This is a genomic window from Frankia canadensis, from assembly GCF_900197875.1.
In the GTDB taxonomy this organism is placed as follows: Bacteria; Actinomycetota; Actinomycetes; order Frankiales; family Frankiaceae; genus Frankia; species Frankia canadensis.
This window is the reverse complement of the sequence record NZ_FZMO01000087.1, coordinates 1-14186: the sequence shown is the minus strand read 5'-3', so window position 1 is coordinate 14186 and position 14186 is coordinate 1. Positions and strand designations below refer to the sequence as shown.

The window sequence follows — 14186 nt, the reverse complement described above, 5'->3', positions numbered from 1 at the left end:
TGGCCAGCCCCCACCCACCCCACCTGCCAGCGCACCGTCACCGACACCGGAAAACGGCCATCTGCCTGCGCCGCCGACGAGCGGGCGAACACCACACCGCAATCCGGCGAACCGGCAGCCGGGTCATCCACGCCCACACGGAACGGCGTCCCCGGCCCCGCGCACGTCACCGTGCCTGCAGCGCCGAAGTCCCACACCACCTCCTGCGGACTTGCCGTCGCCGTCACCGACACCCCCGGCACCGCCGCCGTCGCCGACACAGCACCCCACCCGTTCGCCAACCACAGCCACACCGGCACCCCCACCAGCTGCGGCACCTGCGCCCCTGGTGACATCTCCCATCCCGGGGCCGGCAGCACCAGCTTCTTCACCGCCAGCTGCGCCACCACAGCCGGCGACGGCGCTCCGCCCGCTGCCGCCATATCAGGCAGCCACACCACGTCGAAATCGGCACCGCCGCATGACTTCCAGTACCAGGACCCCTGCTCCCCAGGCGTCGTCTCCGCCGCCTCCACCGCCGCGGATGGCACGAAATCAGCCGCCACCTGATAGCGGCAGCCATCGCTTCCCGACCAGCCGTGCAGCGTAGCCAGACACGGCAGCGCATCCGTTCCCGACAGCGGACAGGAGATGGACGCGGCCGTCGAGGGCTCCTCCGGCTCGCGTCGAGGCACCGTGCGGGAACCCGCCGGCTGGCCGGCAGTTCCCGCCCACACGACACAGCCCTGATCGGTATTCCTGCACAGCGCGGCACCAAGAGGATCGGCTGACGCCGCACGCGCACATACGATCACGAACGTGATGCCGATCACCGCGACAAACGGCCTCCGTCTCAGCATGTGCCGAGATCCTGAATCACCAGCTGATCGACTTTCCACATTCCGTTTCCCAGCACGGCGAGCGCCTGAACGGCATGGCGCCCGCTGGGCGAGTCAGCCTGACGTTCACCCGTGGAACGCACACTCACCCACGGGCTGGTATCCACGCAGTCGCTGACCGTCGCACGATCCGGAGACGATTCCGGGGTCATCGCAACAATCTTCGGCGAGAGAACGGGGCGGCCCTCGGAATGCAGCCCTGCCGCCCGGTCCTTGTAGATTGCTTTGTAGATGAGGGACAGGGCTCGGCCGCTCGCGTGATTGGCCAGTCGGGGATTCTGATAGTCCCCGGTCGCGGCCAATGCAACCCAGTCCTCCCACATACCCCGGTATGCGGCGAGCGTCGCCGCCCCCACCGGCGCCACGGTCGGCGTCGCCGCAGGAGGGACCGCCGCCGAGGTCCCGCCCGCAGACGGCGACGGCGCCGGCCGCTGCGCGTCACGCGTACCGCCGCCGCACCCGCCCAGAGCGAGACCGGCTACGGCGATGACCGCTACTCGCCGTATTCGTTCTGCTGATCGATTCACCTGGCCCGCTGCCTGTCCGTGACCTGTACCGACCGCAGTGTTGTAACCCCACCACCCAGGGCCACGGCAAGTGAGACAAACGTCTCCCGGTCAGCGCGAGACACACTCCTTACAATGCGCGATCCGCCGCGAGAAGATTACACACAGAAACAATTGCCGATCTCGGGCGCGTCGCCGCCGCTCGCCCCGCCGCGACTCCATCGTTGCGGCTCCGCAACCGAACGCGGGGTGCCGCCATCGTCCTCACGGGACAGTCAGGCTCGCCTCCGCGCCAGCAGATCGTGCACGGAGAGTCTCAAGGCTAGATCGCTCCCTCGTCACGTTCTCCGTGTCATCTGACGCAACAGGCAGAAAATTCTTCGGCCCTCACCTCGGCCCTGCCGCCCCCACTCAGAGATCGCCGACCAGCGCGACGCCCAGACCAGGCCACCGTGCGTCGTCGCCGTTCACCCTGTCGGCGGCCGGGAACCCGCCGGCCCGGACCCCAGGCCGGCGGCCGGGCGGGACTGACACCGCGACGAAAGATCACGGCGCCCCGACAGGGAACGTCGCGCCAACCGGCACGCGTCCGACACGGCCAGCCGTCAGAGCGGAGGGACCGGCACGGCCCTCGCCATGGCGACGACGACTTCATACTCGTTCATGATCCGCTAGGGTGGTATACGAGAGGGGAACGCACCACTCCCCGGATTCTTTATCGATCACCCGTCCGAGGAGGCTCCAGGATCGAGTCGGATCGCTGCTCGGCCGTCCGAGGAGCGCGACCGCGACCTCCCGGGCTCTTTCCGTCGGTGCGCATCGCCGCCGCGGGAACCGCCCGCGTGTGACATGAGGTCTCCTTCGCCGCGTCGATCAGCGTCGAGGTGGTGCGACGACCTTCGCTGTTCCGACGACGGCGTCGTACTCGCCTATGATCCGGTCGGTGGGTATGCGGGACGGGAAACTCAGAATTCTTCCGGAAGACTTCTCAATCACCCGCCCGAGGGATCCGACGAAATCGGCTCCGAGGTGGCCATTTTCGTCGATGATCCAGCCCTCGCGGAACTCGCGGAGACGCCACGGCCTGTCAGGATCGGTCTCCGGCCGTCCGAGCAGGGTGAATGCGATCGTCCGGGCTTTGTCCGCGTCTATCACTGTCCCCTCCGTGTACCCTTCACCGGCGAGAGTCTGGTAGTTCGTGAGGATCCGGTAGGTCGGGACGTAGGACGGGAAGATTCTTATGCGGCCGGTGTCTTTTTCGACGACCTGTCCCAGGGCGCCGGCGTAGTCGCCGGGCAGGTGGCTGGTCTCGTCGATGAGCCAGCCCTCGGGGAACGCGATGAGGTTCCAGGGCCATTTTCGGTCGTCGCTGGGCCGTCCGAGTATGGCGGTGGCGATGGCGCGGGCCCGTGTCTCGTCGATCACCTGTCGCACCCCCGTGCGCTCGCTGCGTCTTGGTGGTCGGTGAGGTCGCGGGCGGCGGTGAGGTTCGTGCCGCCGTCGACCGTGTCGGCCTGCGGCACGCCGATCCGCAGCGGTGTGCCCGGATACCCCTTGTCCACGATGGCGTCGTAGTCGGTCAGGATCCGGGAGGGCGGGACCCGCGACGGAAAGAGCATCACCCGGCCGGTATCCCGTTCGATGACCCGTCCCGCGACGCCCGCGTGTTCTTCACGCAGGTGAGCCGCCTCGTTGATCAGCCATCCTTGGGGGAACTCCTGGAGGCTCCAAGGCTGCTGCGGGTCGTCGGCGGGCCGGCCGAGCAACGCGGCGGCAATGTCCTGGGCCCGCGCCTCGTCGATCACGTGTCGTTTCCCGACGCAGCGAGGAGGGCGGCGCCGATGAGCGGTCCGTCCGGCCCGTAGGCGGCGGGGGTGAGAACGGCCCGGTCGGCCAGGCGGGGAACCGCGCGCTGCCGTAGCGCCTGCTGGGCGGCGCCGAGGTAGCCGCTGTCCGGGCCGGTAGCGCTGGCGGCGGCTTGTGCGAGCCCCCCTCCGATGGTGATCACGTCGGGGGCGAGGATGTTGAGGACCGTGGCGGCGGCGGTGCCGAGCCAGTAGCCGGCGGCCTCGAAGGTACGCCGGGCCGCGGGGTCGCCGTGCTGGGTTTTGTGGACGAGTTCGGCCACGGTCGGGACCCTCGTACGCGTGGCGGTGGAGGTGCGCCGGGGCGCGGCGGGCGGCGACGGCTGGTAGCCGCGGCGCACGGCCCGCGCGCCCGCGAGGGTTTCCACGCAGCCAGTGCGGGTGCAGGAGCAGCGCACCGTGCTGGCGGGATCGACGAGGATGTGGCCGAGGCCGGCCGGGCCGGGGGGTGCGCCCAGGGCGAGCTGTCCTCCCAGGGCGATCCCGCCGCCGATCCCGGAGCCGAGCGCGAAATGGACGTGGGTCCCGGTGCGTCCGCGGCGCTGGTATTCCGCCCAGGTCGCGGCGGCGCCGTCGTTGACGACGTGGACCCGTCCGCGGAGGTCGGGGAAGACGCCGGGGAGCAGGCTGGGCCAGTGCACGCGGGTGTACCCCTGGATCGCCTCGGCCCGGATCACGGTGCCGTCGACGTCGACGGCGCCGGTGGTCGCGATCGCGACCCGGTCGACGTCGACGGTGCCGGTCAGCGCCGGGAAGAGGCGTTCCAGCACCGCGTGGAACGTCGGCTTCGGGGGCAGCCGCAGCACAGGCAACGGGACGCTGATCGCGCACGGCGGGCCGGTGTCGACAATCGCCTGTTTGATCGCCGACGCGCCGATATCGAAAGCGTGGACCTTCATCGCCGCACCAGAATCCAGACGCCCACAGCGATCATCCCCAGGATCAGGGTGTCTCGCGTTCCCGCGATCACGGCGATCCTGATCTCCCGGTGGTAGCCCTGCCGCATGGCCTCGCGGATCAGGTCCGCGTACCACGCGAAGACCAGCCCCATCGCCACACACACCACGGCAATGACTCCAGCACTGGTGAGCGTCATCCCGGTCCCTCCCCTCGCTCCTGCAGATGGCGTTCGCCTTCGGTGGTCGCGAGCGCCGCGCGGTACCGCTCGTAGAGGTGGCCGGCCCGCAGACTGCGCCGCCAGAAGCCGGCCAGTACCTGCCGGTCGCGGTCGCAGTGCGCCGCCGCGAACGTCAGCGGTACTGCCCCGGCCAGGCCCGCGAGCCGCCCCCGGCCCTGCGTCTCGATGTCCGCCATCACCCGCCCCCTGATCTGCGAGGCCGCTCTGCCCGCAGGGGCGACAGGCAGAGCGGCCGTCCAGCTACCGGCACACGATCAGGGACAGGAGGAGAGCGGCGCCCAGGCCCGCCCACACGTAGACCAGCCCCCAGCCCGTCTGGCCGGCTTCGTCGACCTCCCTGCGTACGGCCGGGTCCATCTCCTCCCACCGCGTGTCGTCGTCCAGGTCGACGACCCGCCATCGCGGTCCGCACGACGGCTTCATCCGCGGATCGGTGTGCTGCCGCTGGCGTGGGCGAGGAGCCGCGTGTACACCTGCGGTGTCGTCGTGTTGGACCCGAGCCGCGAGGTATCGGGCCCGTGGAAGCCGCTCGACCCGATCGGCAGCAGGGTCAGCTCGTCGGCGAGGTAGCGCAGCCGCCGCCGGGCGTCCTCGTCGTGGTCGGGATGGTCGACCTCGACGCCGACAAGCCCCCGCGCGGCCAGGTCCGCCAGAAACTCCACGGACAGCGGGGCGCCGTCCGGCGCGCACGGGTGCGCGAGCACGCCGACGCCCCCGGCGCCACGGACCACGGTCAGGGCCTCGGTGACCTCGGGCCGCCACATCGGGGCGTGAAACGGGCCCCCGAGCCAGTCCGGGCCGAACGCGACGTCGACCGAGCTCACGATGCCCGCGGCGACCATCGCCGCCGCGAGATGCCGACCGCCGACCGGCGCGCCCCCCGCCACCGCAGCTACCTGCGGCCACTCGATCGGATGGCCCTCGGCCCGCAGCAGGCCGACGGTCCGTCGTGCCCGCAGCTCCCGGCTGTCCCGGATACGGCCGAGCAGGTCCGCGAGCGCCCGGTCCTCCCGGATGAACAGGTAGGCGAGCAGATGCACCTCCCGCACGCGCCCTGCGACCTGCGCACGGCAGGAGATCTCCACCCCGGGCACCAACGTCATCCCCGCGGGCAACGCTGCCGCCGCCGGCTCGATCCCGGCGGTCGTGTCATGGTCGGTGAGGGCAAGGACCCGCAGCCCGGCCGCGGCGGCGTGGGCCACCAGCTCCTGCGGCATCAGGCTGCCGTCCGACGCCGTCGTATGCGTATGAAGATCAATCATTTTTCCGGGCCCCCGGTACCGATATTCGGGTCCACGCGCACGCGCAGGAACGTCCCCATCACGGTCGCGGTCGCGCCGGTCCCGTCGTGGCCCTCGATCCGCATACGCGTACCGGGTTGGACCTGGTTCGTCGTGGACACCCACAACAACCCCCCGTCCTCGATGTCGTGGAGGTCGTCCCAGACAGCCCGGGCCGGCCGGCGGCGGGCCGCCGCGACGACGGCACGGGCCAGCTTCACCATGTGCTCCACGGCCCCGGGCACCACCGCGCGCAGCTCGCTGCGGCTGTAGTCCGCGGGGTGCGGCCCCACCGGCCCACCGTCGCTGTTCACGGCAGCCGCCGGGCGCGCATGCACACCACCGGGGAACGCAGCCGGAGCGCACCGTCAACGTCGACGGCCCGGTGGCAGGCCGCCTCGAACCGGCGCGCCGCCCGCGCGTCGAGACCCGTCCGCACCGCCGCCACCGGTGACGGCGAGATAGGTGTCGACGCGTACAGGTACTCCTCGACACCCTGATGGTCCAGGTCGTCGGTCATCTCCATCACGGTGACGTCGGCGGGGCGCAGACCCGGCCGGCCGGTGGACATCACCTCGATCAGCGCATCCCACGGATGCGGACCCTGGGCCACCGCCGCGCCGACCGCACGGCCGATCCGCCGCGCATCGTCATCGGTGAGACCGGGCAGCTCGCCGACGGGTTGACGCAGATGCGCCATCGTCACGGTGAACACGACCTGCCCCCGCGTGGTGAGGACCCGGCACGCCTCGTCGAGCAGCCGCGTCGGATCCGCCGGGACAATCCCCGAGCCGGCGACCATGTCGACAGCCCCGTCCGCGACCGGTAGCCCCGCCGCCAGGTCCGCTACGACCCGCCCGGCACCCCCACACTCCGCTGCCCCGACGGCAAGCGACGGCACGACCGCCACGATCCGCGCGGCCTGGCCCATCCCGGCGACGATGCCCGCGACCAGCGACAGACCACCGTCCGGCAGCATGATCAGCACCCGAGGTGTGCGGATCATGGTTTGGCGGCGACCGCGCCGTAGGCGCTGACCTGCGCGTCGGGCACGGCTGCGAGACCAGGATCGTCCGGGTGCCAGCGGTGCACGGGCACCAGCCCGGGTTCGACCAGTTCCAACCCGTCGAAGAACCTCATGATCTGGGCGTGTGACCGGGGGTGGATGGCGACGCCGCGCTGCCGGTACACCTCCGCCGCCCGCTCGACGTCGGGGTTCAGGTCGCTCGCCGCATGGCTGATCGTGAGATAACTGCCCGAGGGCAGCCGCTCGACCAGCCGCCGCACGATGCCATACGGGTCGTCGTCGTCTCCCACGAAGTGCAGGATCGCGATCAGCGAGAGGGCGACCGGCCGGGTGAGATCCAACGTGTCGACGAGCTCCGGCGAGCTCAGAATCCGGTCGACGTCGCGCAGGTCCGCGTCCAGGTAGGCGGTGCGGCCCTGCGGGCTGCTCGTCAGCAGCGCGCGGGCATGGGCCAGCACGATCGGGTCGCTATCCAGATAGACCACGCGGGCGTCCGGGATCGCGGCCTGGACCACCTCGTGCAGGTTCGGCGACGTCGGGATACCCGTGCCAGCGTCGAAGAACTGCCGCACCCCCACCTCCGCGACGAGCCGCGCCGCCCGGTGCAGGAACGCCCGGTTCTGCCGGGCCGCGACCGGCAGATGCGGAAACGCCGCCACCGCAGCCTCCACCGCCTCCCGATCCGCGGGGAAATTGTCCTTGCCACCCAGGAGGAGGTCGTACATCCGCGCCGCGTGCGGCCGATCCATCTGCAGATCCACCGGCGACACCTGCGCGGCAGCAGGCGACGCCCATCCCTGCTCCGTCATGGCTGGCCCTGTAGCACCGGCACGGATCGTGTCGGCGAAGGCTCTCCGTCCGACGCGGCCTCGTTCACCAGCCACAGCTCCAGCCGATCGTCGTCCTCGACCCGCATCTCCCGTGGGTCGCCGGGGTCGACCTCACGCAGCCCCGCCCTGGTGGTGGCGACCAGGGTGTAGAGCGGGGCGACCGCTGTCACGAGCACGGGCGCCACCTGTCGCAGCATCGCCTTCACGTCGGCGGTGACCACGGTCATGAGCGTGTCGATCTGCTCGGCGGTGAGGATCCTGAACACAGCGGCGAGCGCCACGTCTCCGTTGATTCCGTGCTGCGCGAACAAGGCGCCGCGCGCCTCGTGCACCTGCCGGCGGTGTTCCATCGCGGTCGGCGTCAGCGACTCCGGCGTCAACCGAACCTGCTCGGCCGACACCATGAGCTTCACGGCCAGCCCGTGCTGGACCCGCCGGTAACGGGCCTGCACCGCCAGCAACTGCCGGATCTGCCGATCCGACAGGTCGACCTCGTCCGCGTTGTCGAGGAGCTGGCCAAGGAGATCCTCCGGCGCCGTGCAGCGCGGCGTCGGATCGAACAGGCCGCCCCGATGTGGGGCGACCTCGTAGTACGGCGGCATGAGGATCCGATCATGTTGGGGAATGTCCTGGGAGCCCGTCCGCCCAGCACCACGCGGCGGCGGGACGGGCAGACGGGGAGCCGGCGGCGCCACCAAACTCACTTTGGGTGACGGCGGCGGCACAATCGTGACGTAGGACTGCCAGGTGGTACAGGGCCGAGTACTGACCTTCCCCTGCCCTTTCACTGCACTTCGCGCCCGGTTGATGCCGGGAGTGTCAACGTCCGGTCACACGTGCTGGCAGACTCCAAGGTCATGGAGCTTGACGGTCAGCCTGCCCCGCCCGACGTTGTCCAGGCGCTGGGCCTCACCAACTACGGCCACTTCACCTCCATGCGCGTCGAGGACGGGCGGGTACGCGGCCTGTCTCTGCACCTGGAGCGGCTCGTCCGGGACTGCCGCGCGCTGTTCGCCGCGGACCTGGATCCAGACCGGGTGCGGAGACTGGTTGCCGATGCTGTTCGGGGCCGGTCGGGAGCGTTCGTCGTTCGGGTCACCGTTTTCGATCCCAGCCTCGACCTGGGGCATCCCGGTGCGACCTTGACGCCGCGTATCGGGATCACGTTCCGTCCCGCCGCGGCTGCGGCACTTCCACCGCTGCGTCTGGGAAGCCGGCAGTACCGCCGCGATCTACCCGCTGTCAAGCACGTGGGGCTGTTCGGCCCGCTGCGTGAGCGCCGGGCTGCTCAACTCGCCGGCTACGACGATGCACTGCTGGTCAGCAGGGAACAGGTTCTCGAAGGGCCGACCTGGAATATTGGCCTGTACGACGGACAGAGTGTCGTCTGGCCGGATGGCGAGGTACTTCCGGGAGTCACTATGACCCTCCTCCAGCAACGCCAGCCCCACAAGACTGTACCGGTGTACGTCGACGCACTCGATGCATTTCAGGCCGCGTTTGCAACCAATACCTCGATCGGGATCCGGCCGATCCGCGCGATCGACAAAGTCGAGTTTCAGGTGGATCACCCGATCTACGAGGTGCTACGCGCCGCATACGCGGCGGTGCAACTGGATTCGCTGGGGTAACCCAAGCCGCCATGACCACCATCATCCGTTGGACTGGACGCGAAATCCGGGCACTTCGCGAAGCCAGGCGCATGAGCATTACCGCGTTCGCGCATCATCTGGGGGTCGCCGAACGCACGGTCTCCAAGTGGGAGGCGGGTCGCGAAAGCATTATCCCTCGCCCGGTGAACCAGGAGGCTTTGGATACGGTTCTGCGGCGCTCCCCTCCCGAGGTGCGAGACCGATTCGTCTCTCTCATCGGATCGGTCACCACCAGCACCCCCAGCACTCATGACATCGCTCCTGTTGACGAGGCCGACACCAGCCAGACACGCCACCCCGTGGACGGCAAGCTCATGATCCACGTCGGCGAGGGTGAGTTCATGTCGGGGGCTGCCGGCGAGAAGCTGTGGATTCCCTCATATTGGATGGATGCGCATCCAGTGACGAACTCTGACTACGCGCGCTTCATCGCCTCCTCGGGACACCGACCCCCCAGACACTGGCCCGCGGGTGAATGCCCGCCGGATCTCGCCCGCCACCCGGTGGTCTGGGTCACCTGGCACGACGCGGCGACCTACGCCGACTGGGCCGGAAAAATTCTTCCCACGGATCGTCAGTGGGAGAAGTGCGCTCGCGGCCCGTACGGCACGAGATATCCGTGGGGAAATTCGGAGACAACAGCAAAAGGGAATTTCCGAGAGTCCGGCATCGGCTCCACGACCCCGGTGGACCGCTACCACAGTGGTGTGAGCCCCTACGGGACATACGACATGTGCGGCAACACCTGGGAATGGCTCTCCACCGAAACCGAGCCCGGACGCCGTGGGCTGAAGGGCAGCGCCTTCACCAGTCCTTTTCGCCGAGCAGAGCCCTCACGTTTCAACGACGCATCGACCGGCATGCTGGACGACGACACCGGGTTTCGCTGCGTCAGTATGGAGATTCCCGCACCAACAGACTAGGGTCGATCGGCTTTCGACACCGGACGTGGATCCTGGGTGGCGGAGGAGCCATTCGGTCAGGGGGCGCACGACCGGCCAGCGCCTCCGGGGTCAGCCGCACCTCGTGCGCGGCCAACGCCAACTCGGCCTCGAGCGCACGCTGGCCCGCCCGGTAGTCACGCTGCACCCGCAGCAGCATCCGGATCTGCTCGTCGGTCAGGCCGACCCGGTCGGCCTCGTTGAGCAGCCGGCCGATCAGATCGGTCGGCGCCGTGCTCCGCGGCGCCAGGTCCAGCAGCCCACCCCGGTGCGGAGCGGACTCGTAGTAGGGAGGCATAGACAGGTTCCGATCATGTTGGTGGGAAGAGAGTCGGACGGTGGAACCTCCCCGCCCGCGGTTGGGGAATTGCCGGTCGGCACCGCAGGCGGGGAGGGGCATGGCGCCTCCGGCAGTGAGCCGGCGGCTCGGTGGTGCCTAGCTCTCCGACCGTTCCCGCCCCGTGGAGAGCAGCCAGGGGACCAGGGTGTCCGCGACAGTCGGGGCTCCCGCGACGTCACCCCGCCCGTGTCGTTGCCGACGCCGCGTCAGGGCTTCCCCGGGCACCCGGATCGGCAGAGACGGCAGCTCCTCGCAACCGGCCGCGGACTCTCCCTCGCCGGTCGGGGTCGGGGTAGACGGGTCCGGTAGCACTAACACTCCTCGCGAGATCCGATGCACGCGCATACGCGCTGGTAGAGCCATGACACACTCGGACACCGAGTTGCCACAGAATGAAATTTCCGCGCGCACGCGCACCGAGTGCGCACCGACACCGCACCGGGACCGCACTCGCACCGCACCGGCGCCGCACTCGTACCGCACCGAGTGCGCACCGAGCCGGGTGCGCCCCGGAGGGGAGGACGACGGGCCATGCCACCTGAGCCGGCACCTGAGCCCACAGAGGCGCTTCTGGAACTCAGCACGCTCCTCAAGCACCTCATCGTCGAGGCCAATACGAACATCACCAGACTCGCCGAGACGATCGGTTCGCCCCGTCAGCAGGTGTCTCGCGCTGTCAACGGCCGGGAAGTCCCCTCGATCGATCTCGCGGCAAAGCTTGATCCCGCGTTGAACGCCGACGGTAGAGTCCTCGCCCTGCGGGAACGGGCAGACCGGGAGCGCAGAGCCCGTAACATCGGCGCGATCATCCCCGCAGACGACGCGCCCCAGCCAGCCGTCAACCCGCAGGCGCCGTTGGCATCACCACCAGACTCGGCCCTGGGACGTGCCGTGACGGCAGTCGAGGTGAACCTTTCCCGTGGTGGACGTCCCGCCGCCGCGGGAGTAACAGTGGGAGACGGCGCGTGGATCAGGACGCTCTTCTCGCCGGAAGACGCGATCCAGCCAGCTCCTGAACGTCAGGAGCTGCCAGCATCGACAAACCCTGCACCGCAACGAGGAGCGATGGTTGAAGCGATAGGCACCGCGGGAGACGCTGCGGGTGGTGGATCGTCCGGGAGTGCGCCGCAGGACCGTGGGTATGACCGGCAGACGGAACTGGTGGAGGTGGGTGTCCGGCTGCGGTATTTCGCGACGCCGACGGTCCCTTCCTCGTTCCTGGACTACCTAGACGACGTCGTCGAAGACTGTGTCGAGTCCTACGAAGCTCGCGGCCCGGCCGCGCTGATGCCCCTGATCGTGCGGCAGCGGAACGAAGTGCAGACCCTCATCGAGGGATGGCAGCCGGCCCGAGCCCGCCAACGCCTCCTCCGTGTCGCCTGCCGGCTGTCAGGGCTGGCCGGATACATGGCGGTGAACCTCGGCGATTTCCGGCTCGCGCGAGCGTATTGCGCGGAGGCGTTCACCCTCGCGCGGGTAGCCGAGGACGACAACCTGGCAGCCTGGGTGCGCGGTACGGAAAGCCTGTGCGCCTACTACGCCGGCGACTACCGACGAGCGCGGGACCTGGCACGTGAGGGGCAGACCTACGCCGCGGGCGGGCCGCAGGCCATCCGTCTGGCCGTCAACGGCGAAGCCCGCGCGCTGGGCCATCTCGGCGACCGCGACGGAGTACGGGAGGCTGTCGGCCGCGCCTTCCAACTCGCCGGGAACGCCGAGCTTCCCGCGGGCATGACACCGTGCACATCCTTCGGCGTCTACAGCCTGGCGCGGATCGCGGCGAACGCCGCAACCGCTCACCTCGCCGTCGGGGACACGGCTCTCGTGCAGAGCTACGCCCAGACCGCCACCGCCATGGCAGGCGTCGACCGCTCCCCCTGGAGCGACGTCCTCATCTCCCTCGACGTTGCCACGGCCCTAGCGACCGGCGACGACGCCGACCCCGAGCACGGCGCGAAACTCGGCATCGAGGCACTCACCCGCGCCGGCACCCAGCCCATCGAATCAATCCGCCAACGCGGCCGGGAACTCGCCCGCCGCACCACACCCTGGCGCTCCCTACCCGCCGTCGCCGACCTCGCAGAGATCACCCAGACCCTCAGCCGCCGGCCGCTACGGTGAGCGATCCGGTCCGCGACGACTGGGAACGCTTCCGAACCCAGGACAGGATGACCGATCACTGGGACCGGCCCGGCTGGACCCCGGGCCGGCGCAGCTTCCACTGGTTCCTGACCTTTGACAGCCCCGCCCTACGCGACCTCGCCGCGACCTGCCAGGAGCAGCTACGCACGGCCGACTACCTCGACCCCGTCCCCGCCGACGGGCTTCACCTGACCCTGCGCCGGCTCGCATTCACCGACGAGATCGACACCGCCACCGTCGCCGCGATCAACCGGCAGGTGTCCGACCAATGCCGGCATCTGCCGGCATTCCCGCTGCGGGTCGGCCCGCTGGCCGGGTCGCGTGGCGCGATCCGCTTCACCGTCACCCCCTGGGAACAGCTGATCGAACTCCGCGGCATCCTCGACCAGGCAGCAGCCGCATGCGGGCTACCCGACGCCCCACGGCGATTTCGCCCGCACATCGGCATCGCCTACTGCAACCGCGACGTTCCCACCACGCCGATCATCCGCCAGATCGCCGCTCTACGCGATCTACCGCCGATCGAAATCCAGGTGGAAGACCTACACCTGGTACAGCTGTACCGTCACGGCCGAACCTACCGTTGGGGCACCGAGGCCATCGCCCCGCTCTCCACGCCCGACCTGCCCACCGGCGCACCTCGGTCTGAGTCTCGCCAGATCAATGCTCAGCCCCTACACGGCCCTACCCATGATCGCGGACGTGCGGGAACGCCTCCACCACGTCCGGCCCCTCCTGGCGCTGCGGCGGTCGTATGACCGCGCTGCGCTTCGGTAAGTCCACCACCATCACCATCCCCACGGTGATCACCCGGCGGCTCCTCCTGCGCTGCTGGCAGGCCCGCGACGTCGCCCCCTACACCGCGATCGCCGCCGACCCGGAGATGTCCCGCTACACCGGCAGCCCCCGAACCGAAAACGCCGTCTGGGACATGGAAGCCGCCCTCACCGGACACTGGCACCTGCGCGGCTTCGGCATGTGGGCCCTCGAAGACCGGACCAGCGGGAAGTTCGTCGGCCGCGCCGGCCTGTACGAAGAACCCGGATGGCCCGGCATCGAAGCCGCCTGGACGATCCGCCGCGACCGCTGGAACCAGGGCCTCGCCACCGAAGCCGGCCACGCCGTTCTAACCTATCGGAGCAGACCGTGTCGTCTCCCTGATCCACCCTGACAACGCGGCATCGATCCGGGTCGCGACCAAACTCGGCTTCCACGCCACCGGCAACCAGTTCGGTCACGTCCGGTGGCGTGGTGTACGGAGGGTGACTCCGCGTGATCCTTGGTTTAGTTTATGCGGTGAGTGCTTCTGGTGTCACGCTGATCCCGGGTGTGTCGGGCGGCGTGTCTCTCGCGTCGACTTTCGCGAGGATTTCCAGGCCGAAGTAGCGGTGGGTTTCGATCCACTCGTCGTGTTGCTCGGCGAGGACCGCGCCGACGAGACGTATGATGGCGCCACGGTCGGGGAAGATACCGACGACGTCGGTCCGCCGGCGAATCTCCTTGTTCAGCCGTTCCTGCGGGTTCGACGACCAGATCTGCCGCCAGATCTCCCGCGGATAGGTGGTGAAGGCGAGCAGGTCCGCCTTC

At 69.5% G+C, this 14186-nt stretch carries 20 protein-coding genes; 5 read left to right on the top strand and 15 right to left on the bottom strand.

Annotated features, from left to right (window positions below):
- The 13 genes from C1A33_RS35630 to C1A33_RS09205 all read right to left on the bottom strand — a co-directional run.
- The coding region (locus C1A33_RS35630) for a hypothetical protein (RefSeq protein ID WP_207770233.1) at positions 1-839 on the bottom strand (839 nt) is incomplete at its 3' end.
- The gene (locus tag C1A33_RS09265) at positions 833-1243 is read right to left on the bottom strand and encodes a hypothetical protein (protein ID WP_243407351.1); all 411 of its coding nucleotides are present in this window, start codon (positions 1241-1243) and stop codon (positions 833-835) included. The genes C1A33_RS09265 and C1A33_RS35630, both read right to left, overlap by 7 nt.
- A 1014-nt stretch (positions 1244-2257) precedes the next feature.
- Positions 2258-2809 (bottom strand): hypothetical protein, encoded by a 552-nt coding sequence (locus C1A33_RS36425; protein ID WP_243407350.1) that lies wholly within the window; start codon positions 2807-2809, stop codon positions 2258-2260.
- Positions 2806-3189 carry a hypothetical protein gene (locus tag C1A33_RS09250; protein WP_207770232.1) on the bottom strand — a complete coding sequence of 128 codons (384 nt, stop codon included), beginning with the start codon at positions 3187-3189 and terminating at the stop codon, positions 2806-2808. The genes C1A33_RS36425 and C1A33_RS09250 overlap by 4 nt, the downstream gene beginning before the upstream one ends.
- Positions 3186-4148 (bottom strand): ROK family protein, encoded by a 963-nt coding sequence (locus tag C1A33_RS09245; RefSeq protein ID WP_101831107.1) that lies wholly within the window; start codon positions 4146-4148, stop codon positions 3186-3188. The genes C1A33_RS09250 and C1A33_RS09245 overlap by 4 nt, the downstream gene beginning before the upstream one ends.
- Positions 4145-4345: a hypothetical protein gene (locus C1A33_RS09240; RefSeq protein WP_101831106.1), complete on the bottom strand. Its 201-nt coding sequence runs from the start codon at positions 4343-4345 to the stop codon at positions 4145-4147. The genes C1A33_RS09245 and C1A33_RS09240 overlap by 4 nt, the downstream gene beginning before the upstream one ends.
- A complete protein-coding gene (locus C1A33_RS09235) occupies positions 4342-4563 on the bottom strand; it encodes a hypothetical protein (RefSeq protein ID WP_101831105.1) in 222 nt (73 codons plus the stop codon). Before C1A33_RS09235 ends, C1A33_RS09240 begins: the two co-directional genes overlap by 4 nt.
- A 64-nt stretch (positions 4564-4627) precedes the next feature.
- Positions 4628-4810 (bottom strand): hypothetical protein, encoded by a 183-nt coding sequence (locus C1A33_RS09230; RefSeq protein WP_101831104.1) that lies wholly within the window; start codon positions 4808-4810, stop codon positions 4628-4630.
- Positions 4807-5649 carry a PHP domain-containing protein gene (locus C1A33_RS09225; RefSeq protein WP_101831103.1) on the bottom strand — a complete coding sequence of 281 codons (843 nt, stop codon included), beginning with the start codon at positions 5647-5649 and terminating at the stop codon, positions 4807-4809. The genes C1A33_RS09230 and C1A33_RS09225 overlap by 4 nt, the downstream gene beginning before the upstream one ends.
- Entirely contained in the window at positions 5646-5960 is a 315-nt protein-coding gene (locus C1A33_RS09220; RefSeq protein ID WP_133150620.1) for a hypothetical protein, read from the bottom strand. Before C1A33_RS09220 ends, C1A33_RS09225 begins: the two co-directional genes overlap by 4 nt.
- A gap of 17 nt (positions 5961-5977) precedes the next feature.
- Positions 5978-6673, bottom strand: a complete 696-nt coding sequence (locus C1A33_RS09215) for a hypothetical protein (protein ID WP_133150619.1) — start codon at positions 6671-6673, stop codon at positions 5978-5980.
- Positions 6670-7503 carry an SAM-dependent methyltransferase gene (locus tag C1A33_RS09210; protein ID WP_101831100.1) on the bottom strand — a complete coding sequence of 278 codons (834 nt, stop codon included), beginning with the start codon at positions 7501-7503 and terminating at the stop codon, positions 6670-6672. Before C1A33_RS09210 ends, C1A33_RS09215 begins: the two co-directional genes overlap by 4 nt.
- A complete protein-coding gene (locus C1A33_RS09205) occupies positions 7500-8126 on the bottom strand; it encodes a hypothetical protein (protein WP_101831099.1) in 627 nt (208 codons plus the stop codon). The genes C1A33_RS09210 and C1A33_RS09205 overlap by 4 nt, the downstream gene beginning before the upstream one ends.
- Before the next feature lie 234 nt (positions 8127-8360).
- On the opposite strand from C1A33_RS09205, the gene C1A33_RS09200 reads away from it, so the two are divergent.
- Together C1A33_RS09200 and C1A33_RS09195 are read left to right on the top strand one after the other, a co-directional pair.
- Positions 8361-9155, top strand: coding sequence for an aminotransferase class IV (locus tag C1A33_RS09200; RefSeq protein WP_243407348.1), 795 nt, complete (start codon positions 8361-8363; stop codon positions 9153-9155).
- Between the two features lie 11 nt (positions 9156-9166).
- Complete coding sequence (locus C1A33_RS09195; RefSeq protein ID WP_101831098.1) at positions 9167-10099, top strand: SUMF1/EgtB/PvdO family nonheme iron enzyme; 933 nt, start codon at positions 9167-9169, stop codon at positions 10097-10099.
- Here the strand turns inward: C1A33_RS09195 and C1A33_RS09190 are convergent.
- On the bottom strand, positions 10068-10415 hold the full coding sequence (locus tag C1A33_RS09190; RefSeq protein ID WP_101831097.1) for a hypothetical protein: 348 nt from the start codon (positions 10413-10415) through the stop codon (positions 10068-10070). The genes C1A33_RS09195 and C1A33_RS09190 overlap by 32 nt on opposite strands.
- A 528-nt stretch (positions 10416-10943) precedes the next feature.
- On the opposite strand from C1A33_RS09190, the gene C1A33_RS35625 reads away from it, so the two are divergent.
- The 3 genes from C1A33_RS35625 to C1A33_RS09175 are packed head-to-tail and all read left to right on the top strand — an operon-like array spanning position 10944 to position 13770.
- Entirely contained in the window at positions 10944-12578 is a 1635-nt protein-coding gene (locus C1A33_RS35625) for a helix-turn-helix domain-containing protein (protein ID WP_207770231.1), read from the top strand.
- Positions 12579-12625: 47 nt separating this feature from the next.
- Positions 12626-13357 carry a 2'-5' RNA ligase family protein gene (locus C1A33_RS09180; RefSeq protein ID WP_101831108.1) on the top strand — a complete coding sequence of 244 codons (732 nt, stop codon included), beginning with the start codon at positions 12626-12628 and terminating at the stop codon, positions 13355-13357.
- Complete coding sequence (locus C1A33_RS09175) at positions 13354-13770, top strand: GNAT family N-acetyltransferase (protein WP_243407347.1); 417 nt, start codon at positions 13354-13356, stop codon at positions 13768-13770. The genes C1A33_RS09180 and C1A33_RS09175 overlap by 4 nt, the downstream gene beginning before the upstream one ends.
- Before the next feature lie 118 nt (positions 13771-13888).
- On the opposite strand, the gene C1A33_RS09170 is transcribed toward C1A33_RS09175, so the two are convergent.
- On the bottom strand, positions 13889-14186 hold a 298-nt coding region (locus C1A33_RS09170), incomplete at its 5' end, for a transposase (protein WP_207770234.1).